Origin of the sequence: Variovorax sp. J31P179, assembly GCF_030316985.1 — a bacterium.
GTDB classification, from domain to species: Bacteria; Pseudomonadota; Gammaproteobacteria; order Burkholderiales; family Burkholderiaceae_C; genus Variovorax; species Variovorax ginsengisoli_B.
The window spans coordinates 101,610-120,956 of record NZ_JASZYL010000001.1 but is presented as its reverse complement, the minus strand read 5'-3'; the positions used below and the strand labels follow the sequence as shown (position 1 = coordinate 120,956).

Here is a 19,347-nt window from a genome sequence, read left to right as displayed (position 1 = left end):
TGCGGCAACCGGAGGGTCATGGCACGCATCGTGCACAGCGGTGGCATGCTCGCATTCGTGATCGAGACATTTCCGCAACGGCTGCGCCGATGGGGCGCCGGGCAGGCACAGGCGCTGCGGGTGCTGCTCACCCTCGGAAGCCTGATGGCGGCGTGCGGCGCCAGCAACCGGATGGACGCCGTGACGCCGCTGTTCCTGGGCGCCATCGCCAGCGCGCTGGCCGAAACCGACGACAGCGCGCGGGGACGCTACCGGGCCCAGCTCGTCACGCTGCTCTGCTTCGCGGCGGCGGCTTTCGCGGTGTCGGCCCTGATCGACCGCCCGGCGCTGTTCATCACCAGCCTCGCGCTCGCCGCCTTCTGGCTCACGATGCTCGGGGCGGTCGAGGCGCGCTACAAGGCGATCGCCTACGCCACGCTGATCCTGGCGATGTACACCACCCTCGGCATCGGAAACCACCCGCTCGCGGGCCCGGACGAGCGCCTGCACGAGCTCTTGCTGCTGCTCGCGGGCGCTGCCTGGTACGGCGTCTTCTCGGTCGCCTGGTGCCTGGCCTTGCCGGCCCAGCCGGTGCAGGCGCGGCTCGCCCGGCTGTATTCGGTGCTCGGCCACTACGTGCGCTTCAAGGCCTCGCTGTTCGAGCCGTTGCGCGGCATCGATATCGAGCGCAAGCGGCTGTCGCTGGCGCAGCTCAATGCCGATGTGGTGGCCGAGCTCAACGCTGCCAAGGAGAGCATCTTCCGCCGCATCGGCGCGCGGGCGCCGACCGGCCGGATCGCGCGCTACCGCGGCCTCTACCTGATCGCCCAGGACGTGCACGAACGCGCGAGCTCGTCCCACGACGACTACAACGCGCTGGCGGACGCCTTCTTCCACAGCGACCTGCTCTACCGCTGCCAGCGCGTGCTGCACCTGGAGGGCGAGGCCTGCCGTCGGCTGGCGCAGTCGATCGAGCGGCGCGAGCCCTTCGTGGCCGACACCGCCACGGTGCAGGCACTGGCCGAACTGCGCAGCGCCATCGCGCATGAACGTTCGCACGCGCGCGAGCCGGCGCGGCAGGCCCTGCTGGCGTCGATCGAGGCGCTGGCGCACAACCTGGAGCGTCTCGATGGCCAGCTGGCCGGCGCCAGCGAGCCGACCGCGCGCGCCGGCCGCACCGACATGGGCCTGCTCGACCGCTCGCCGCGCTCCTGGCGCGACGCGGCCGAGCGCGTGCGGCGCCAGCTGTCGCCGCGCTCGCCCCTGTTCCGGCATGCGCTGCGTCTGGCGATCGCGCTCGCGGCGGGCTACGGCGTGATGTGGCTCATCCATCCCGCCCAGGGCTACTGGATCCTGCTGACGACGCTGTTCGTCTGCCAGCAGACCTGGGGCGACACCGTGTCGCGCATGGGCCAGCGGATGGCGGGGACGGCGGTCGGCGTGGTGGTCGGCTGGGCGCTGCTCGACCTGTTCCCGCAGCATCTGGTGCAGGCGCTGCTGGCGGTGGCGGCCGGCGTGCTCTTCTTCGCCACCCGCAGCGCACGCTACCTGCTGGCGACCGCCTGCATGACGGTGCTGGTGCTGATGTGCTTCAACCAGGTCGGCGACGGCGGCGTGCTGATCGTGCCGCGGCTGGTCGACACCGCCATCGGCAGCCTGATCGCCGGATTGGCGATGGTGCTGGTGCTGCCGCACTGGCAGGGCCGGCGCTTCAATGAACTGGCGGCCGCGGCGATGCGCAACCAGGCGCTCTATCTGCGCGAGATCGCCGAGCAGTACCGCGCCGGCGCGCGCGACGACCTGCCCTACCGGCTGGCGCGGCGCAATGCCCACAACGCCGATGCGGCGCTGGCCGTGGCGGTGTCCGAGATGTTCCGCGAGCCGGCGCTGGTGCGGCCGCGCGCCGGCGTCGCGCTGCGCTTCCTGATCCAGTCGCACACCCTGCTGAGCTACCTGTCGGCGCTCGGCGCCCACCGGGTCGCCCTGCGCAGTCCGGCGCTGGCGGTCGCGACGCGCGGTGCGGCTGAAGGCGCGGCCCAGGCGCTGGAGGCGTTGGCGGCCGATGTCGAGCGCGGGTCGGTGGAGGCCATCGAGGCCGCCACGGCACCGGCGGACGAGCGCCCGGCACTGGCCGACCTGCTGGCGACCGACGGCGAGGGCGGCGACGCCGCGGCGCAGCTCATCCGCACCGAGCTGTCCCTGATCGGCCAGCAGATCGAGGCGCTGCGCGGCCATGCCCTGCAGTGGCTGCGGCCGGTGGTCGAGGCTTCAGAGTGAGGCGGCGGCGCCGAGCCTCGCGGCCAGCCGCTCGAGCGCCTGTGCGGCGGTCGGTGCCAGATCGATCGATCGCGACAGCATCAGGTTGAGCGGCTGCCCGAGCCCCTCGACCACCGTCCCGGTGGCGGCTTCCGTGACCACCCCGGCCGCATCGCGGCGGCAGGCGATCGCGGCCTGCACGCGCTCCGCATAGCTGCCTTGCGGCACGGCGTAGCCGACCACCGGCAGGCCGAGCGCGACCGCGAAGCCGACCTCGAACACGGTGCCGGCGTCGGGCTCCTGGCCGCGAAAGCTCGCCAGGTTGGCGATCACGCCGTCGGACGCGCGGATCAGCGCGACGTTGCCTTCGTAGATGGCTTGGGCCCGGGCGTCGTCGCTGGCCGAGGCCGCCAACGCCAGCGGTGCGTCGGTCGGTGCGACGCCGGCCAGGCCCAGGCGCGCGCAGTGCGCCTTCAGGGCGGCGAAGATGCGGTCGCGGTTCGGCAGGAAGACGTCGGGCCCGGCGAGGTAGATGCGGGGGCGAGGGCGGTCCGGGTCGCCTTGGCGCTGGAAAGTCATGGCGCCATGTTATCGGCCCGCGCCGGCTGGCTTGCACTGGGCCGCCCCAGGATGTCGGCGCGCAGGTCGTTGTAGCGCGAGACGAAATTGACCAGCACGCTGGCGGTCCAGGCGAAGGCGAAGATGCCCGAGATCCCGATGATCGGCGGCACGATCCGCCAGGCGCGCGGCAGCGAGAACGGCTCGCCGAGCGCGGTGTAGCAGTTGGCCGCGAAGTAGGCCGCGGTCGACCAGTCGGCGATGATGTCGCCGAAGATCAGCGCCGCCGACCAGACCACCACCTCGGCCAGGTGCAGCGCCAGCAGCATCATCACCGTGACGGTGAACAGCAGGTCGGCCCGCCAGAGCGACGCCCGAACGTGCATGGCGCTCGTGTGCTTGAGGAAGGAACTCGTGATCACACGGATCCAGAAGGCATGGAACATGATCACGAAGACCAGCACCGCGCCGCCGAACATGATGTCGGGCAGCGGCAGCGCCTGGGTCAGGGCGTTCTCGACCAGGCTGGGCCGCAGGCTTTGCAGGTCGGACGCGGCCGTTGACATGACGCCGGGCAGCGAGTCGGTGTCGAATTTCGAATCAGCCATCTTCCAGGGTCCCCGATCGAGTGGTGGCGGTTGGAGGCACGGGAGCTTACGCCGATCCGCGGAGCGGGCAGAATCATCGCCGAACCCCGCACCCCGAAACCTGGAGACAGCGCACGATGACCATCGAGCTCAGCAAGGAAGCCCGCAAGGAGGCCATCGCCTCCATCGAGCGATATTTCCGGGAGAACATGGAGGAGCCCATCGGCAACATCGCCGCGGGCGCGCTGCTCGGTTTCTTCGTCGAGGAAGTCGGGCCGCTGATCTACAACCGGGCCGTGTCCGAGGTCCAGGAGCGGCTCCAGGCCAGGATCTCCGAGCTGGACATCGAAGTCCACGAGGACGAGTTCCAGTACTGGCGCAAGTACGAGCGCAAGCCGCGCGAGCGGAAGTGACGCGGGACGGCGCCGACGATCCAGGCGCTCAATGCACGGCGCTCGACGCCGCCGCCGCCGCCGCGGCTTGCGCCTGCGGCGCCTCGTCCCATCCCCCGCCCAGCGCCTTGTACAGGTTCACCAGGTTGACCGCCTGCTTGAGCTGCAGCTCGATCCACTGGCGCTGCTCGAGGTAGAGCTCGCGCTGGGCGTCGGCGCCGGCGAAGTAGTCCTCGAGCCCGTTGCGGAAGCGGGTGCGCGAGATCGCCGCCACCTTTTCGAGCGCCTGCACGCGGCCTTGCTGGGCCTCGAGCTGCGGGCCGAGGTGGCTGTCGGCGATCAGAGCGTTGGCGGTCTCGCGCAGCGCCTGCTGCACCGCGTATTCGTAGGCCGACATGGCGGCGGCCAGCCGCTCCTCGTTGGCCGTGAGGTTGGCCGAGCGGCGGCCCCAGTCGAGGATCGGCAGCGAGACCCCGAGCACCGTGGCCCAGCTGCGGTTCCCGCTTCCCAGCAGGTTCGAGAACTCGCTGCTGAGCCCGCCGGCCACGGCGGTCAGCGAGAAAGTCGGATAGAACGCCGCCTTGGCGGCCCCCACGCCCGAGTTCGCCGCCTCGACGCGCGCATAGGCCGCCAGCAGGTCGGGGCGACGCTGCAGCAGGCTGGCCGGCAGCCCGACCGGCACCTCGGCCACCGAACGGTCCGGCCAGGGGCGCTGGGTGCCGGTCGTGGCCGCCACTGGCTGGCCGACCAGCACCGTGAGCCACTGCAGGTCCTGGCCGACCCGCATGCCGAACTCCTCGCGCTGGACCTTGGCCCGCTGCACCAGCGACTGCGAGCGCAGCAGGTCGAGGTCGGAGGTGCCGCCGACCGAGCGGGCGCGCTTCATGATGTCGGTGCTGTCGCTCTGGCTCTTCAGGTCGGCCTCGGCCAGTGCGAGCAGCGCGCGGTCGGCGCGCAGCGTGAGGTACGCGTTCGTGACTTCGCCGACCAGGTTCATGCGCGCCGCGGCGTAGTCCCGGTCGATGGCCTGCGCCTGCGACCCGGCCTGTTTCACGCCGGCATCGACATGGCCGAAGAAGTCGAGCTCGTAGGCCGTGACGCCGGCCTGGACCGCGTAGGTGTTGCCGACCCGGCCGATCGCCTGGTTGCTCGTGACGACACCGGTGGAACTCAGCGAAGTCGCCATGTCGCCCCGTTGGGCATAGCCGGCGATGCCGATCTCGGGGAACAGGCTGGAGCGCGTGCCGGCGTAGACGGCGCGCGCCTCGCGGGCCTTCGCGGCATAGGCGCGCAGGTCGCGGTTCTGCGCCAGTGCGGTCGCGACCAGGCCGCGCAGTTCGTCGTCGCGCACGAAGGCCTGCCACGCCATGGGTGCCGCGTCGCCGACGGCCGCGCCGGTCGGCCATTGTGTCGGCAGCTCGACATCGGCCGGCTTGAGCGCGGGCGTCAGGCTGCAGCCGCCGAGCACCAGCACGCCGAGGACCAGCGCCAGCAGCAGCGGGGCCGGCGCGGCGACGCTGCGCAGCCACGCCGCCGGAACCCGGGGCCAGCGCCAGCCCGCGCTGCCGAGGAAGGCCATGGCCGCGCGGCCGGGCCGCACCTGGGTGGCGACATGGCTCGGCGGCAGGCTGAACACATGGCGAACCAGGCGGTCGTGCACGGTCTCGTCGCAGGCGAAGCTCAGCTCGGCGCCGGCTGGCGTGTGGTCCGCCAGCAAGGCGGGCACCCAGCCGACCTGCGCGACATGGACATCCAGCGGCTGGCCGACGGGGATCCGGCGCAGCAGGGCGCTGTCGCGCAACAGCGCGCCATCCACCGCGATCTCGATGAAGTGCGTGGCGCCGACGCCGGCGGCGCTGCGCAGGGTGGTGGGGGCGTCGCAGGGAAAGCGTTCGTCATGGTCCGGCCGCGGGCGGTCGATGCAGGCGATCAGCGCCGCCAGGCAGTAGACCGTGGCCACCAGGGTCCAGATCACGTTGAGGACATCGCCGGTGCTCATCGTCCCGCCGATGGCGTCGAGCGCACCCATTTCCATCGCCACGATGAGACCGCCGAAGACTGCGACGAGGTTCCAGTGGACCACGGTCTTCGAGCGATCCTGGCCCTTGGCCGTGACCTTGAAAGGGCGCCCGAAGGGCCGCACCAGCGAGGTGACGATGGTGCGCGTCACGGCCATCGCCGCCACGATCTGCGTCACCTCGGTGAACACCGGCAGGCAGCGCCGCTGGCTGATCCAGTAGGTGTAGCCCCAGAACATGACCAGCGGCGGCAGGCCGTAGAGTGCGAAGGCTCGAGGCGTCGCGTGGAAGGCCGAGACGCCCGCATACCAGTACAGCGCGGGCGCCGCCAGGATCAGCAGGATGAACGGCTTGCTGAGCCAGTGCAGCAAGCCATGCACATAGTGCAGGCGCGCCGCCAGGCGATACCCCTTGCCGCGCAGCGGACCGTCGCGCAGCAGCGCTACCTGGATGGTGCCGAGGCACCAGCGGCTGCGCTGGTTGATGTAGTCGACGATGCTGTCGGCCGACAGCCCGTTCGACAGCCGCTCGTTGAGCCAGCGCGTGACCCAGCCGAAGCGCATCAGCGTGTAGGTGGTGTAGATGTCCTCGCACACGCTGCCGGTCGGGAAGCCGCCGGCGGTCGTGATGGCGTCGCGCCGCACGATGAACGAGGTGCCGACGCAGAAGGCGACGTCGGCCGCGTCCTTGGCCGGCTGCAGCACGTCGAAGAACACCCGCTGCTCGTCAACCCAGCTGTCGGTTGCGCGCAGGTTGTGCTGGATCGGGTCGGCGTTGTAGTAGAACTGCGGCGTCTGCACCAGCCCCACCTTCGGATCTTCGAACAGGCCGAGCATCCGGTAGACGATGTTGCGGTGTGGTGTGAAGTCGGCGTCGAGCACCAGGATGTACGGCGCATCGGTGGCCGCGGCCGATTGGCGCAGGCCATTGTTGAGGTTGCCGGCCTTGGCATGCGCGTTGTCGGCGCGCCGCGCGTAGTGCACGCCCTTGCGGGCGCAGTAGTCGCGCAGCCAGTCGCGGCGCGTGTCGTCGAGCACCCATACCGCGAGGCGCGGGTAGTCGATCGCCTGGGCGGCGAGGATCGTCTTCTCGAGCACCCCGAGCTCCTCGTTGTAGGTGCAGATGAAGACGTCGACCGCCGGCACGTCGGCGCTGCGCGCGCGCAGCGAGGCTTCGCCGCGGTCGGCCAGCCCGTGGTTGTCGCGCCGCCCGGTCAGCATCTGGATCGACATCAGGGTGTAGAGGATCGACACCATCTCGAACACCAGGAAGACCCAGCCGACCAGCGTGCCGAAGCCGAGGTCGGCCGGCGGCAGGGTTTCGGCCAGCCGCCACACCACGTAGCGCACCAGCACCAGCGCGGTCAGGAAGCCGAACAGCGCGCGGTGCCAGAGGCGGTCGGCGCGGGCATGGAAGATCATCATCAGGGCCAGGCCGACGACGATCAGGTTGATCCTGAACTCGGGCGAATCGATCAGCTCGGACATGTCGTCTCTCCTGTGGCGGTGGGGCTTCCGGTGAACGGGTTCCAGCCAGTCGCTGCGAGCGCGATCCAGGCGGTGGCACCGAGGTGGGGCCAGCGGTAGTAGAAGAAGTCGGCGCCCGCCGAGTCCGGCCCGATGGCCAGCCCGGTCGAGATGCGCGGGCTCGGTGTCGCGTAGTACAGGCCGTTGTCGGCGCGCTGCGCGGCCAGCAACTTCCACAGCCCCTCGGGCACCGCGCCCTTGACGGCCGCCAGGGTCGCGGCGGCCTGGGCGCTGCCTTCGGTCCAGATGCCGTCGGGCTGCTGCGAGAACCCGTAGCCGTCGCCGTAGCGGTGGTTGCGCTCGACCCACGCCAGGCCGCTTCGCCAGCGGCAATGGCCCGGTGGGGCGGCCAGCAAGGGCCACAGCTGGGCGTCGAGGCCCGAGCCGGTGGTCGACAGGGTCGCGCCATCGGCCTGGGTACCGATGTAGAAGCGCTGCTGCTGCGGGCTCCACATGCGCGACACGAACGCCAGCGCGGTGCCTGCCTGCCGCGTCTGCTCCGGCCGTGCACCCGCGCGCCCTGCCCAGGCCGCCGCCATGGCGATGTCGATGTGGTGCTCGGTCGACTTCCAGGTCTGCGCGCTCTGCGCATCGTCCCAGCCGTACCAGCCGCCGTTGTAGCCATCGGGATCGACCGTGGCGCGGGTGCGCTGCTCGATCCATGCCAGCAGCCTGGCGGTCGCGTCGAGGTAGCGCGGCGTGGGCGCCTGCTGGTTCAGATTCAGCAGCAGCAGCGCCGCCCATGCGACGTTGCCGGTCGCGGTGCTGATCTGGTAGGCGTCGGCGATCCACTGGTTCCTCGCGGCATCCCAGTAGCCGGGCAGCGCCGGCTTCGCCTCGGCCAGCGGGCCGGCGCGGTAGGCGTTGCGGACCCGGCCGTCGAGGTAGTGCGGATCACGCTCGACCGCCAGCACGACGGCCTCGGCGATGCGCCGGGCCGAGGCCGTCTCGCCGCAGGCGAGCAGCGCGATGCCGGCCAGCGCGTTGTCGTAGACGAAGGCGACGTTCGCGAGCGTCGGCGGCAGCGGCGCAACGCCCTCGATGACGGTGTCGACGCGATAGCTCGCGAGCAGCAGCGGCGCCGAAGCATCGCCGCGCCCATCGGTGGCTACTGCGCGGCGCAGTCCTTCGCAGCTTTGCCGCGCCAGCGCCTGCCGGACCTCGCTCGCTGCCGTCGCAGGCCCGGCGTGCAGCGCCCAGGCGATCGGCCATGCCAGGGCCAGGCGGATCGCGTGTCGCCAGGCGGATGCAGTGCTTGTCATGGCGTGACTCGATCGACGCCGCTACGCGCCCAGCCGGGCCGACACCACCTTGCCGGGCGCGCACAGACTGCGCTGCACCGCCGGGTCGGCGCTCGGGGGTTCGATCCGCGCCACCGCATAGACGGAACCCTGCTCCGCGAAGGGGAAGGGGACGATGTAGCTGCTCTGCAGTTCGTCCGGCGCGACCGGCAGCAACTGCGTGACGCGCGCCGGAACCTCCAGGCCGCTGTCATCGGTCGTCACGGTGAGCATCGAGCCCATGTTGAGCCGCTTGGCGAGCCGCGGCGCGAACACCGCCACCACTTCGATCCGGCTGCAGTCGACCATCCGCACCAGCGTGGCTCCCTGGGGCACGAAGCTGCCCTGCGGCATCAGCACGGTATGCACCTGCCCGGCCTGCAGCGCGCGCACTTCGTAGGCGGCCAGCCGGTCGATTCGGCGCCGCTCGTCGTCTTCGAGCGCGGTCACTTCGCGCAACTGCTTCTGCACCGCCGTGCTGTCCTGCTGGGCGCGCTCGATGCTGCCGGCGAGCGTCTCGCGGCGGCTCACCAGGGTCTGGAACACCGTGCCGCTGCCACTGCTCACGAAAGCCCCCTGGCTGGCGATCGCGACGCTCTTGCCAAGCCCGGCATAGGCCTGTTCGGCCACCGCGGCGTTGGCGCGCGAGGTGCTCAACTGGGCCTGGGCGGCGTCCATCGCCTGCGGACTGACCGCGCCCTGGTCGAGCATCGCCGAGGTGTGGCGCACCTTGAGCTCCTGCTCCGCCACGTTGGTCAACGCCACCTCGCGCTGGCGCTGGGCGATCTGCCAGGCGTCGCGGGTCTGCGCCATCGACGCCTGGCGGTACAGCTTGACCTGCTGCTCGACGAACTGCAGTTCCTCGTCCGAGGCATGCAGCTGGTTCGCCAGCTGCGACACCTGGCTTTGCAGGGCCAGGCGCTGGGTGGTCAGCGTGGTGAGGATGTCGCGGTCGATGGTCGGGTTTTGCACCGTGGCGACCACCGCCCCGGCATCGACCTTGTCGAGCGCGCGCACCGTCATGTGCGTCACCACGCCGCTGATCGGCGAGGTGACCAGCAGCACGGGGGCCTGCAGCACCGTGCGGGTGGCCTGCCTCGACACCAGCGGCTGGATCAGGGTCGTGACCACCAGCCACAGGATGAAGGCGAGCAGCGCATAGCCCGCGAGGCGGGGAACGATCGACTCCGACGTGCTGCCGCGCCAGCGCCGCAGCCGGCCCCGCCAACCGGCGGGTTCGGCACCTGCAATCTGGATCGACTCCTGGACAGTGCTTGCGTTCATGGGGCGCCTCGCGTGAGTGGACGGGGTGGCTTTTTCAGGACCGGGGGCGTCTCCGCTGTCGCAGCACATCGTTGGGGCATGCTGTCGTCTTATGCTGCAGTGCAGCAATACGCGTGCCAAAAATTAAGGGTTTTTACTTATTGAGCAACAGGATGTACATCACCCTGCAGCCGCTCGGCCAGCAAGAAACTAGGGTTAACCCTATAATTGAGCCCGTACGCGACCCCGTCCCGGCGTCGCTCCCCCTGGAGAACCCCTCTCATGTCCACGATCCTTGCCAATGGCCTTTCCGTCGACGCACCCGGTTCGTCGCCGGCTTCGTACGCCCTGTCGCGCGTCCTGGGCTTCGGCATCCGGCTGCTGACCGGCTGGAAGGTGGCGGCGCCCGAGGCCCCGCTGTCGCGCAAGGCCGAAGCCGATGCGGTCCGCGAATGGGCATGGACCTTCGCCCGCACCGATCGCAGCTTCTCGGACGACCTGTTCGCGGCTGCCGATCGGCACGAACTCGCCCGCCACTGAGCACAGGCGCGGGCCGGCGCCTCCGCTGAAGCCCGTCAGAGAACCTTCACCGCCCGGCCGATGAACTGGATCGGCCCGGTCGGCCGATCGAGCGGCGAGCCGTTCGCTGGCTCGAGGGTCAGTTCGAACAGCTGGTTCGGCTCCAGCGGCGGCAGCTTGTCGAGCGGTACCTGAAGCGTCTGGCCCGGCGTGACGAGGCCCAGCGACACCGGGCCACGCCAGCCGTCGGCCTTGGTCCAGAACTGCAGCGACTTGTCGCTCGGCACCGTGATGCTGCCGAGCGGCGTCAGGCTCAGCCGGCGCGCATCGGCGGCCGCCTGCACCACCCAGCCCGGGGCCTTGTCCTGCGGCGCAACGAGCACCACGATGAACTGCGTGGCGGGCGCCGGCTCAATGCGTGTCACCAGCACGGCAGCCATCAGGGCGGCCGCAGCGAAGCCGGCGCCGGCCAGCCCGCGCCAGAGTTGCAGGCTGCTCCACCAGCCGGTGCGGCTGGCGGTGCGGCGAGGCGCTGCCGCGGCCGACACGCTGGCGTCGATGCGGCGCCAGAGCGCGGGCGATGGTTCCACCGGCTCGGCGAGCGCCACCAGCGGATGCAGGCGTTCTTCCCAGGCTTCCACGGCCTCGCGCAGCGCCGGCTCGCGCCGCATGCGCGCCTCGACCTCGCGGCGCGTGGTGGCCGACAGCGTGCCGAGCACGTAGTCGCCGGCCAGCGCGTCGAGGGCGTCGTCGGCGGACGGGGGCGTGGTGTCGTTCGGGTTCATGCCATGCATTCGCGCAACGAGCGCATGCCGCGCTGGATCCAGGACTTCACGGTGCCCAGCGGCTTCTGCGTGCGCTGCGCGATTTCCCCGTGGGAGCAGCCATCGAGATAGGCAAGCACGATGCACTCCCTGCGTTCGGCTTCGAGCCGCTCCAGGCAGGCCTCGAGCCGGCCCAGGTCCACCCGCGTCTCGGCCGGATCGAGCTGGGTCGCATGGCGGGCCAGCGCCACTTCGTTTTCGAGCGCGGCCTGGCCTTCTTCGTCGACCGGCACTTCGCGCGCATGGCTGCGGACCCAGTTCAGCGCCGCATGCCGCACCACGCTGTAGATCCAGCCTCGTCCGGCGCCGCGGGCCGGGTCGAAGGATCCGGCCCGCTGCCAGATGCTGACGAAGGCATCGTGCAGCACGTCTTCCGCCGACTGGCGCTGGCGCACGATGCGCAGCGCCACGCCCAGCAGGTAGCGGCCTTCCAGGCCGTAGATCTGCGCCAGCGCCTGCCGATCGCCACGCGCGCAGGCGGCCAGCGCGGCGTCATGGTCGAAAGGGTCGGTAGCGGGCAAGGCGCCATCGTAGTCGACGGCCGCCCCCGCGGTCAGGCGGCTTTCCAGAAGATGTAGTCGGCCTGGTAGCGCACGGTCTCCTGTTGGCCCTTGGCGGCTGGCGTGCAGGCACTGGCGGGTGCGATGCCGCCCTTGAGCGCGACCCGCTGGATGTAGGTGACGCCGCTCATCGCGCCGCTGCCCATCGCCGGATTGGCCTTGACCAGCTGGTAAGGCAGGCTGGTGGGGCCGGAGGGCGCGACAGCGAGCTGCGTCGCCGTGAGCTTCGAGCCGTCGTTGGCCTCCCAGGTGGCGGGCGGTCCGTAGTACCTGCCGACCGCCTTGCCGCTGCGGTCGTTCAGCACCGCCTTGGGCCCGACGAACACCCACTCCGCCTGGCCGGGCGTGCCGGCCTTGTCGCGGCACTCGTAGGTGATCTCGCCGACGCCGACGGTTTCCAGCGCGACCTTGTGGCCTGCCGGCACCTGGATCGGGGCCGGCAGCGAGGCCTGCGAGAAAGCCGATCCGGAGCTGGGCATCGAGCCGCAGGCGGTCAGCAGGGCGGCGGCCAGCAACGGTGCGGCGACGACGGGGCGCGACGGGATGAGGTGACGCATGGGAAACTCCTTCGGTGGTTGGGTGGGCAGCGGCTTGCTGCTGCCGGAACTACCCGCCGACGGTGCGATTGGATGCAGGTGCAGCCAAAAAGAATCTTCGGCGCGGCGTTGTGAATCCGCTGCTTTACCGGTCGGACAGTGGGAGCGGATGCGCAATAATCGTCCCCATGTATCCCGCGAAAAGCGCAGTTCGGCGCCATCAGCCATGAATTCGAGCGTGCCGACCCCGGCGCAGCTGGCCGACATCGACGACGAAGAACTCGTGCGCCTGGCTGTGAGCTGGCGCGCCCAGGCCTCGCGTGGCGACCGCGAGGCCTTCGGCATCGCCCACGCGCTGGAAGTGGAGTGCCGCCAGCGGCTGCGTGCCAGCCAGCTCCAGCAGTTGCCGCCCGAGTCGATACCGGCGACGCGGCCCTGGTGGAAGTTCTGGGGCTCGAAGGACCACCCGGCGTCCGCCCCCTGACTCAGCCTCCGCGCACCATCGACAGCACCTGCCGCGGGTCCAGCGTGCGGGCCTTCTCCTGCATCGCCGGCAGATAACGCGTCTGCAGCCCCTGCGCCTCCTGCATCACGCTGGCATAGGCGCCCTTCAGCATCTCGGTCGACAGCTGGCGTCCACCCGCGTAGTAGCGTCGGGCGACATGGCCGAGCGCGTAGGTTGTGGCGAAGCTCATGCCCGAACTCACGGCCTGCTTGCCGAGGCCGGCGAGCAGGCCGCCGCCGACCTTGCCCAGCAGCCCTCCGAGCAGCTTTCGGCCGGCCTGCTCCAGGTACTGCGAGGTCAGGCCGACGCCGACGGTGGCGACGAAGTCCTTGATGTGGCCGCTGTCGAGCTCGAAGCCGTAGGCCTTGCCGACGCGGTAGACCAGCTTCATCTGCAGCGGGATGATGGCCATGGTCGAGAGTGTCTCGGGCAACAGCTCGAGCGCGCCGTTCAGGATCGCGGCGTTCAAGATGGCCTGGTCGAGTTCGGCCGGGTCGGGCCCGCCGCCCGGTGCCGCCAGCGCGGCGCCCGCGGCCAGAGGCGCCGCTGCGATCGCCTGCGCCTCTTCGGTGAACGCCGCCGAAGCGGCGGCATCGAGTCCGAGCGATGCGCGCAGTTCGGCCAGGAAGCCGCGTTCGGCCTCCGAGTGCGCGCCATCGGCGTCGCAGACGCAGACCGCCATCTCGTAGGCCAACTGCCTGGCGCCGTGATTGCGCAGCTGCGCACCCAGGTCGGCGACCGAGACGCGCTGCATCAGCACGTCCTGGTAGAGCGTCGGCAGATTGATGGCTTCGGCCCGCGAGAAGCCGTCGGCGATGCGCTTGATCTCCTCGCGTTCGCGCGCGTGCTTGTCGCCGTCGGCGAAGGCCGCCATCAGAGCCAGCGTGACGATGGCGCGGGACTCCGTGTCCGTCATGCTCATTCCTCGCGGCTGCCGCCCAGGCCCAGCAGCATCAGCAGCGACTGGAACACGTTGTACAGGCTGAGGTAGACGCCGAGCGTGGCCGTGATGTAGTTGGTCTCGTGGCCGTCCTTGACGCGCTTGAGGTCGTGCAGGATGAAGGCCGAGAAGATGCCGATCGCCAGCACCGCCAGCGTGATCATCAGCGCGCCCGACTGGATGAAGAAGTTGGCGATGCCGGCCACCAGCAGCAGGATGGCGCCGATGAACAGCCACTTGCCCATCGCCGACAGGTCGCGCTTGATGATCGACGACAGGCTGGCCATGCCGAGGAAGATCGCGCCGGTCCCGGCGAAGGCCGTCATCACCAGGCCGGCGCCGTTCTGCATGCCCAGAACCACGCCCAGCATGCGCGACAGCATCAGGCCCATGAAGAAGGTGAAGCCCAGCAGCACCGGCACGCCGGCGGCCGAATTCTTGGTCTTCTCGATCGCGAACATGAAGCCGAAGGCACCGGCCAGGAAGACCACCATCGAGATGCCGGGCGACATCGCGCGCGCCAGGCCGGTCGAGAGGCCGAGCCAGGCGCCCAGCACGGTGGGCACCATCGACAGCGCCAGCAGCCAGTAGGTGTTGCGCAGCACCTGGTTGCGCTGTGCGGCGGCCGGCGTCGCCGCGTAGGGCGAGCCGTAGACCTGGATGTTGTCGTTCATTCGAATGTCCTTGGTAGGTTGGAAAAACCACGCGTGTGCACGCGCATGAGGCCCACTCTAGGGCGATATAGCCTTCGAGAAAAGTCGAATTTTTGACACCATTCATTCGAGTTTTTCGTAGTATTGAGGCTGGTATGAACTTCAAGCACCTGCACTACTTCTGGGCCGCCGCCAAGGCCGGCGGCATCGTGCGCGCCAGCGAGCAGCTGCACATCACGCCGCAGACGCTGTCGGGGCAGATCAAGCTGCTCGAGGACAGCCTGGGCAGCCCGCTGTTCCAGAAGCGCGGCCGCGGGCTCGAGCTGACGCCCGAGGGGCGCACGGCGTTGAGCTATGCCGACCAGATCTTCGCGCTCGGCGCCGAGCTCGAGGCGGCGCTCGGCAGCCGCGGCGAGGGTGCCCGTGCGCTCGACTTCCGGGTCGGCATCGCCGATGCGGTGCCGAAGTCGATCGCCTACCGCCTGCTCGAGCCGGCGCTCGGCATCGCCGAGCCGGTCCGGCTGATCTGCCACGAAGGCAACTTCCGCGACCTGCTCGGGCAGTTGTCGGTGCAGCGCATCGACCTGGTGATCGCCGACGAGCCGATGGGCCGGCAGGTCGGCGTCAAGGCCTTCAACCACACGCTGGGCACGACGGCGATGAGCTTCTTCGCGACCCCGGCGCTCCGGCGCACGCTCAGGGGCGAGTTCCCGCAGTGCCTCGACCGCGCGCCGATGCTGATCCAGGGCGCCTCGTCGGCCGCGCGCCAGCGGCTCGACCTGTGGCTGGCCGAGCACCGGCTGCGGCCGCGGGCTATCGGCGAGTTCGACGACGCCGCGCTGCTGAAGGCCTTCGGCGGCGAGGGCCGCGGCGTCTTCATGACGCCCGAGGTGCTCGAGGAAGAGACCTGCACCCAGTACGGTGTCGAGGTGATCGGCCGTGCCGCGGGGCTGATCGAGGAGTTCTTCGCGATCTCGGTCGAGCGCCGCGTCACCCATCCTTGCGTGGTGGCGATCACGAAGGCCGCGCGGGGGCGCTTCCATCGCCGCCGCGGCGCCGGATGATCGGCTGGTACGCTTCGCGCCAACTCGGGGTTCACAGGCTGGAGACAAATGACAAGCGCGTTCGGCAGCCTCATCCGTAGTGCCAGCCTTAGCGGGTACAGCGACCTGGTGCGCGCCCTGGGCGGCGACCCGCAAGCGCTGCTGCGCAAGGTGGGCCTGTCGTCGCGGCTGCTGCAAGACCCGGAGGCGCTGATTCCCAATAACGCGGTGCGCGAGGCGCTGGAGCTTGCGGCTCGCGCCACGGGCGCGGAGGACTTCGCGCTGCGGCTGGCGGCGCGCCGGCCCTTGTCCAACCTCGGGCCGGTCAGCATGGTGCTGCGCGAGGCCGCCACGCCGCGCGAGGCGCTCGACGCGCTGTGCCGTTACCGCAAGCTGCTCAACGCTTCGCTGATCACGCGCATCGACGATGAGGGGGACTGCACCATCATCCGCGACGACCTGCTGCCCATTCCCGGCCTGGCGACGCGTCAGTCGATGGAGCTGGCGCTGGGGGTCATGCTGCATATCCTGAAGGAACTGATCGGTTCCCGCTGGCGACCGCGCAGGGTGTGCTTCACTCATGCGCCGCCCGCCGACATGGCGGCGCACCGGGCCTTCTTCGGCTGCCGCGTGCTGTTCGACCAGCCGTTCAACGGCATCGTCTGCCAAGCGGCGGATCTGCGGCAGCCGCGCAGCACGCAAGACCCCGGCATGGCCCGCTTTGCCCGCGACTACCTGGAGTCAGCCTTGCAACAGCGGGGCAACCGGGCCAGCGAGACCTGCCGCGAACTGATCCAGGCCTTGCTGCCCGGAGGCCGCTGCACCGCGGACGCGGTAGCCCGCCACCTTCGCATGGATCGACGCACGCTGCACCGCCATCTCGGCGCCGAGGGGCTGACCTTCATCGTCCTGCTGGACGACGTACGGCGCGAACTGGCGCTGCGCCATCTGCGCGACAGCAATATGCCGTCGGCCGAAATCGCCCACCTGCTGGGCTTTTCTGCGCCCAGCGGATTCAGTCATTGGTTCCGCGCGCATTTCGGTTGCAGCGTGACGCAATGGCGCCAGCAGGCGACCGGCTGACTCAGGCCGTGAACACCTTGCGCAGGAAGCCCTGGTTGCCTCCGTTGCGGTTGGGCGCAAAGCCGTTGGCGGCCAGCGACTCTTCCACGGTGTCGTAGAACACGCCGATCCTGCTGATCTCGCGCGCCTGCCTGGCGGTGGCGATCGGCCGGCCGAACTCTTCGGAGATGCGCACCAGCTGCTCGATCTGCGACACGGTGCTGGCCTTGGCGCTGCGCTTCTGGTTCCACAGGCAGTCCTCGGTGCCGCAGCGCACATGCAGGCCCGCCGCGATGCCCCACATGTTCACGGGCAGCACGTTGCGCACGTTGCTTTCCACGGTGAGCACGGCGCCATCGGGCACGGCGCGCACGAAGTTGGCCAGACTGTAGAGGCTGGGCGCATCCATGCCACCGCCAATGGCCACCCAGTTCATCACCAGCGGGCCCTGGTAGACGCCCTTGCGCATCAGGCGCTCGACCGACTCGAAGCTGTTGATGTTGTAGCACTGGAAGGCGCTCTGAATGCCCGCCCTGGTCAGGCGGCGAATATGCTCCTCGACCCAGCCGGGTTGCGCGGGCACGGTCATTTCCTTGTAGGCGTTGAAGATGGCCGGGATCTGGCGCGAGGTGCCTTCGAAGTCCGCGTCCTCGGCCTGCTCGGTCACGTTCATCTGCGAGGTGTTCACTGTCACCGTCACCTGGTCGGGCACGGGCTCCAGCTCGGCCAGCATGTGGCGGGTGTCGTCGCTGAGCCACTTGGCGGCTGCGCCTTCGGTTTCCGGCGCGAAGCTGATGGAGCCGCCCACCTGGATGATCATTTCCGGCACCGCCTTGCGCACGCCCGCGATCAGTTCGTTGAACTTGCTCAGGCGCTTGCTGCCCTTGCCGTCGAGTTCGCGCACGTGCAGATGCAAGACGGTCGCGCCGGCGTTGTAGCAGTCCACGGCTTTCTGGATCTGCGCCTCCATGGTGACCGGGATGTCTTCGGGAAAGTCGGACGGCAGCCAGCCCGGCGCGTAGGGCGCGGCGGTGATGATCAGGGGCTGCTGGTTTTCGGGGAACAGGTGGCCATCGAGGAAATTCATGGGTACTCCGGCGAAAAGACTGTGGTTTCGGTTTCAGTAGGGAATGTCGCCCCCGTCACATCCTGATCTCGTACTTGCGCACGATGGCGGCGTTGCGCTCGGACATCTCGCGCGTTTCGCGCTGCAGCGCGGGCGTGTCGGTGTTGATCTCAGGCTCCAGGCCCACGTCGAGCAGCTTCTGTCGCACGGCGGGAGCGCCTGCGGCCTTGGCCACGGCCTTCTGGATCTGGGCCAGCAACTCGGCCTTGAGCTTGGGCGATCCGATCATTCCCACCCAGCCCATGAACTGGATTTCGGGATAGCCCAGCTCTGTCATCGTGGGAACCTCAGGCAGATGCTGCGAGCGCCTGGCCCCGGAGAAGGCGTAGGCCCGCAGCTTGCCCGCCTTGATGAGCGGCACGGAAGTGAGCATGCCGTCGAACATCATGTCCACCTGCCCGCCGAGCACATGCTGCAACGCCGGCGGGGAGCCCGGATAGCCCACATGCTGAAGGTCCAGCCCGGCCTTGTCGCTCAGGATCAGCCCCGCGTAGTGCGAGACGGTGCCAGGGCTGTAGCTGGCATAGGTGCCGCTGCCCTTGCGGGTCCGCAGTGAGGCCAGCAGACCCTTGAAGTCGGTCGCCGCCACCGTGGCGGAAGTGACCAGCACCACGCCCGAGCGCGCCAGCGAGGCAATGGGCAGCACGTCCTTCAGCGGGTCGTAGGGCGGCTTCATCACGTGCGGAATCTCAGCCAGTGCGTTGCTCGCCGTGATGGCCAGGGTGTAACCATCGGCGGGCGCCTGCAGCATGGCCTGGATCCCGATCGCCGCGCCCGCGCCGGGCTTGTTTTCCACCACCACGGGCTGCCCGGTGTCGCTGGACAACTGCTGTCCCACCACGCGGGCCACGATGTCCATGGTGCCGCCCGCCGGGGCGGCGACGACGAGCTTGATGGGTTTCTCGGGCCACGCCCAGGCCGCGCAGGCGAGGGTCATTCCCAGTGCCGCGGCGGCGGCTCGAACATGCAGTTGCATCGCGGTGTCTCCGTTGTGATTGACCGCAAGTTTGCGACTTCAAGCCCTGCCGCGACTTGCGAATCTGGGACATTCACTTGGGAAATTGGGACATCGCTGGCATGGGAAGCATGTCCTGCGCAATGATGCAAATGCACTATTCGGCCGGGCGGCGCTTGGCCCGAGACTGGGGGTAGAAACCCTCAGCGCCTCGCCATGCTCACCCGTCACCGGAAAGAAAAGATCCTTCGCAAGGCCGGCATCCCGTTGCCGCCGTTTCCAGCCCGCCGCCTGCCGTTGCAGGAGCGCCACATGCGCGACGCCGCCAAGGTGCCGCAGGAAGAGCGGGAGGCGGATGCCGAACAGCGCGCAGCGGTCCAGGCCTGGCGGCAGGCGGTCGATGCCCTGCACGCGGCGCTGGCGGAAGGCCGCGTCAGGTCAGCGCACCCGGAATCGTCATGATGTCCCAGGCGCCGCCGAAGCCGCTCGGCGTCGGCCGCTCGACCACCGGCTGGAAGCTGGCCAGCACCCGGTTGCCCGCCGCCTGCGCCGCCTGGTAGGACGGCAGCGGCCCGCTGCCCGCATCGACCACCTCGCAAGGCCCCAGTCGCAGCCATCCGCCGGGTCGCACGACCATCCAGTAGTAGTGGCCGGCGATGGGTTCTTCGATGACGAGGCTGAGGTCAGGCTTCATGTGCGATGGGTTCAAACTCATGTGCTGGCATGGGATTGAATCGAAGCCGCGCAGGCGCGCCAAGGAAAAAG

Annotated in this window: 20 protein-coding genes; 7 read left to right on the top strand and 13 right to left on the bottom strand. The window is 69.7% G+C overall.

All coding sequences use genetic code 11. The features are described from left to right. Positions 1 to 45 precede the first annotated feature (45 nt). Positions 46 to 2,256 carry a YccS family putative transporter gene (gene yccS / locus QTI17_RS00625; protein ID WP_478139117.1) on the top strand — a complete coding sequence of 737 codons (2,211 nt, stop codon included), beginning with the start codon at positions 46 to 48 and terminating at the stop codon, positions 2,254 to 2,256. On the opposite strand, the gene QTI17_RS00620 is transcribed toward yccS, so the two are convergent. Then, positions 2,248 to 2,814 (bottom strand): nucleoside 2-deoxyribosyltransferase, encoded by a 567-nt coding sequence (locus QTI17_RS00620; protein ID WP_286530354.1) that lies wholly within the window; start codon positions 2,812 to 2,814, stop codon positions 2,248 to 2,250. The genes yccS and QTI17_RS00620 overlap by 9 nt on opposite strands. Next, complete coding sequence (locus QTI17_RS00615) at positions 2,811 to 3,401, bottom strand: hypothetical protein (protein ID WP_286530352.1); 591 nt, start codon at positions 3,399 to 3,401, stop codon at positions 2,811 to 2,813. The genes QTI17_RS00620 and QTI17_RS00615 overlap by 4 nt, the downstream gene beginning before the upstream one ends. A 116-nt stretch (positions 3,402 to 3,517) precedes the next feature. On the opposite strand from QTI17_RS00615, the gene QTI17_RS00610 reads away from it, so the two are divergent. Continuing rightward, positions 3,518 to 3,793: a DUF2164 domain-containing protein gene (locus QTI17_RS00610; RefSeq protein ID WP_286530351.1), complete on the top strand. Its 276-nt coding sequence runs from the start codon at positions 3,518 to 3,520 to the stop codon at positions 3,791 to 3,793. Between the two features lie 28 nt (positions 3,794 to 3,821). Here the strand turns inward: QTI17_RS00610 and QTI17_RS00605 are convergent, their stop codons facing one another. Genes QTI17_RS00605 through QTI17_RS00595 form a run of 3 tightly spaced genes read right to left on the bottom strand, consistent with a single transcriptional unit; the run spans position 3,822 to position 9,880 of the window. Beyond that, the gene (locus QTI17_RS00605; protein ID WP_286530349.1) at positions 3,822 to 7,277 is read right to left on the bottom strand and encodes an efflux transporter outer membrane subunit; all 3,456 of its coding nucleotides are present in this window, start codon (positions 7,275 to 7,277) and stop codon (positions 3,822 to 3,824) included. Continuing rightward, on the bottom strand, positions 7,265 to 8,578 hold the full coding sequence (locus tag QTI17_RS00600) for a hypothetical protein (RefSeq protein WP_286530347.1): 1,314 nt from the start codon (positions 8,576 to 8,578) through the stop codon (positions 7,265 to 7,267). The genes QTI17_RS00605 and QTI17_RS00600 overlap by 13 nt, the downstream gene beginning before the upstream one ends. Before the next feature lie 21 nt (positions 8,579 to 8,599). Beyond that, on the bottom strand, positions 8,600 to 9,880 hold the full coding sequence (locus QTI17_RS00595) for an HlyD family secretion protein (RefSeq protein WP_286530346.1): 1,281 nt from the start codon (positions 9,878 to 9,880) through the stop codon (positions 8,600 to 8,602). Between the two features lie 261 nt (positions 9,881 to 10,141). On the opposite strand from QTI17_RS00595, the gene QTI17_RS00590 reads away from it, so the two are divergent. Continuing rightward, complete coding sequence (locus QTI17_RS00590; protein ID WP_286525995.1) at positions 10,142 to 10,399, top strand: hypothetical protein; 258 nt, start codon at positions 10,142 to 10,144, stop codon at positions 10,397 to 10,399. A 35-nt stretch (positions 10,400 to 10,434) separates the two neighbouring features. Here QTI17_RS00590 and QTI17_RS00585 read toward each other — a convergent pair whose 3' ends face one another. Genes QTI17_RS00585 through QTI17_RS00575 form a run of 3 tightly spaced genes read right to left on the bottom strand, consistent with a single transcriptional unit; the run spans position 10,435 to position 12,319 of the window. Further along, a complete protein-coding gene (locus tag QTI17_RS00585; RefSeq protein WP_286530345.1) occupies positions 10,435 to 11,163 on the bottom strand; it encodes an anti-sigma factor in 729 nt (242 codons plus the stop codon). Beyond that, positions 11,160 to 11,723 (bottom strand): sigma-70 family RNA polymerase sigma factor, encoded by a 564-nt coding sequence (locus QTI17_RS00580; protein WP_286530343.1) that lies wholly within the window; start codon positions 11,721 to 11,723, stop codon positions 11,160 to 11,162. The genes QTI17_RS00585 and QTI17_RS00580 overlap by 4 nt, the downstream gene beginning before the upstream one ends. 32 nt (positions 11,724 to 11,755) lie before the next feature. Next, entirely contained in the window at positions 11,756 to 12,319 is a 564-nt protein-coding gene (locus QTI17_RS00575; protein WP_286530342.1) for a DUF3455 domain-containing protein, read from the bottom strand. 205 nt (positions 12,320 to 12,524) lie between these two features. On the opposite strand from QTI17_RS00575, the gene QTI17_RS00570 reads away from it, so the two are divergent. Continuing rightward, positions 12,525 to 12,782 (top strand): hypothetical protein, encoded by a 258-nt coding sequence (locus QTI17_RS00570; RefSeq protein ID WP_286530340.1) that lies wholly within the window; start codon positions 12,525 to 12,527, stop codon positions 12,780 to 12,782. A gap of 1 nt (position 12,783) precedes the next feature. Here QTI17_RS00570 and QTI17_RS00565 read toward each other — a convergent pair whose 3' ends face one another. Together QTI17_RS00565 and QTI17_RS00560 are read right to left on the bottom strand one after the other, a co-directional pair. Then, a complete protein-coding gene (locus QTI17_RS00565; RefSeq protein WP_286530339.1) occupies positions 12,784 to 13,719 on the bottom strand; it encodes a YcjF family protein in 936 nt (311 codons plus the stop codon). A 2-nt stretch (positions 13,720 to 13,721) separates the two neighbouring features. After that, positions 13,722 to 14,417 (bottom strand): Bax inhibitor-1 family protein, encoded by a 696-nt coding sequence (locus QTI17_RS00560; RefSeq protein ID WP_286530337.1) that lies wholly within the window; start codon positions 14,415 to 14,417, stop codon positions 13,722 to 13,724. Positions 14,418 to 14,551: 134 nt separating this feature from the next. On the opposite strand from QTI17_RS00560, the gene nhaR reads away from it, so the two are divergent. Together nhaR and QTI17_RS00550 are read left to right on the top strand one after the other, a co-directional pair. Next, positions 14,552 to 15,460 carry a transcriptional activator NhaR gene (gene nhaR, locus QTI17_RS00555; RefSeq protein WP_286530335.1) on the top strand — a complete coding sequence of 303 codons (909 nt, stop codon included), beginning with the start codon at positions 14,552 to 14,554 and terminating at the stop codon, positions 15,458 to 15,460. Between the two features lie 48 nt (positions 15,461 to 15,508). Beyond that, complete coding sequence (locus tag QTI17_RS00550) at positions 15,509 to 16,522, top strand: AraC family transcriptional regulator (protein WP_286530333.1); 1,014 nt, start codon at positions 15,509 to 15,511, stop codon at positions 16,520 to 16,522. Between the two features lies 1 nt (position 16,523). On the opposite strand, the gene QTI17_RS00545 is transcribed toward QTI17_RS00550, so the two are convergent. Next, the gene (locus QTI17_RS00545) at positions 16,524 to 17,588 is read right to left on the bottom strand and encodes a beta-keto acid cleavage family enzyme (RefSeq protein WP_286530331.1); all 1,065 of its coding nucleotides are present in this window, start codon (positions 17,586 to 17,588) and stop codon (positions 16,524 to 16,526) included. A 55-nt stretch (positions 17,589 to 17,643) separates the two neighbouring features. Further along, entirely contained in the window at positions 17,644 to 18,603 is a 960-nt protein-coding gene (locus tag QTI17_RS00540) for a Bug family tripartite tricarboxylate transporter substrate binding protein (RefSeq protein WP_286530329.1), read from the bottom strand. Between the two features lie 195 nt (positions 18,604 to 18,798). On the opposite strand from QTI17_RS00540, the gene QTI17_RS00535 reads away from it, so the two are divergent. After that, positions 18,799 to 19,044 (top strand): hypothetical protein, encoded by a 246-nt coding sequence (locus QTI17_RS00535; RefSeq protein ID WP_286530327.1) that lies wholly within the window; start codon positions 18,799 to 18,801, stop codon positions 19,042 to 19,044. Here the strand turns inward: QTI17_RS00535 and QTI17_RS00530 are convergent. After that, positions 19,016 to 19,276, bottom strand: a complete 261-nt coding sequence (locus QTI17_RS00530) for a hypothetical protein (RefSeq protein ID WP_286526013.1) — start codon at positions 19,274 to 19,276, stop codon at positions 19,016 to 19,018. The two genes, QTI17_RS00535 and QTI17_RS00530, sit on opposite strands and share 29 nt — an antisense overlap. Positions 19,277 to 19,347: the final 71 nt, after the last annotated feature.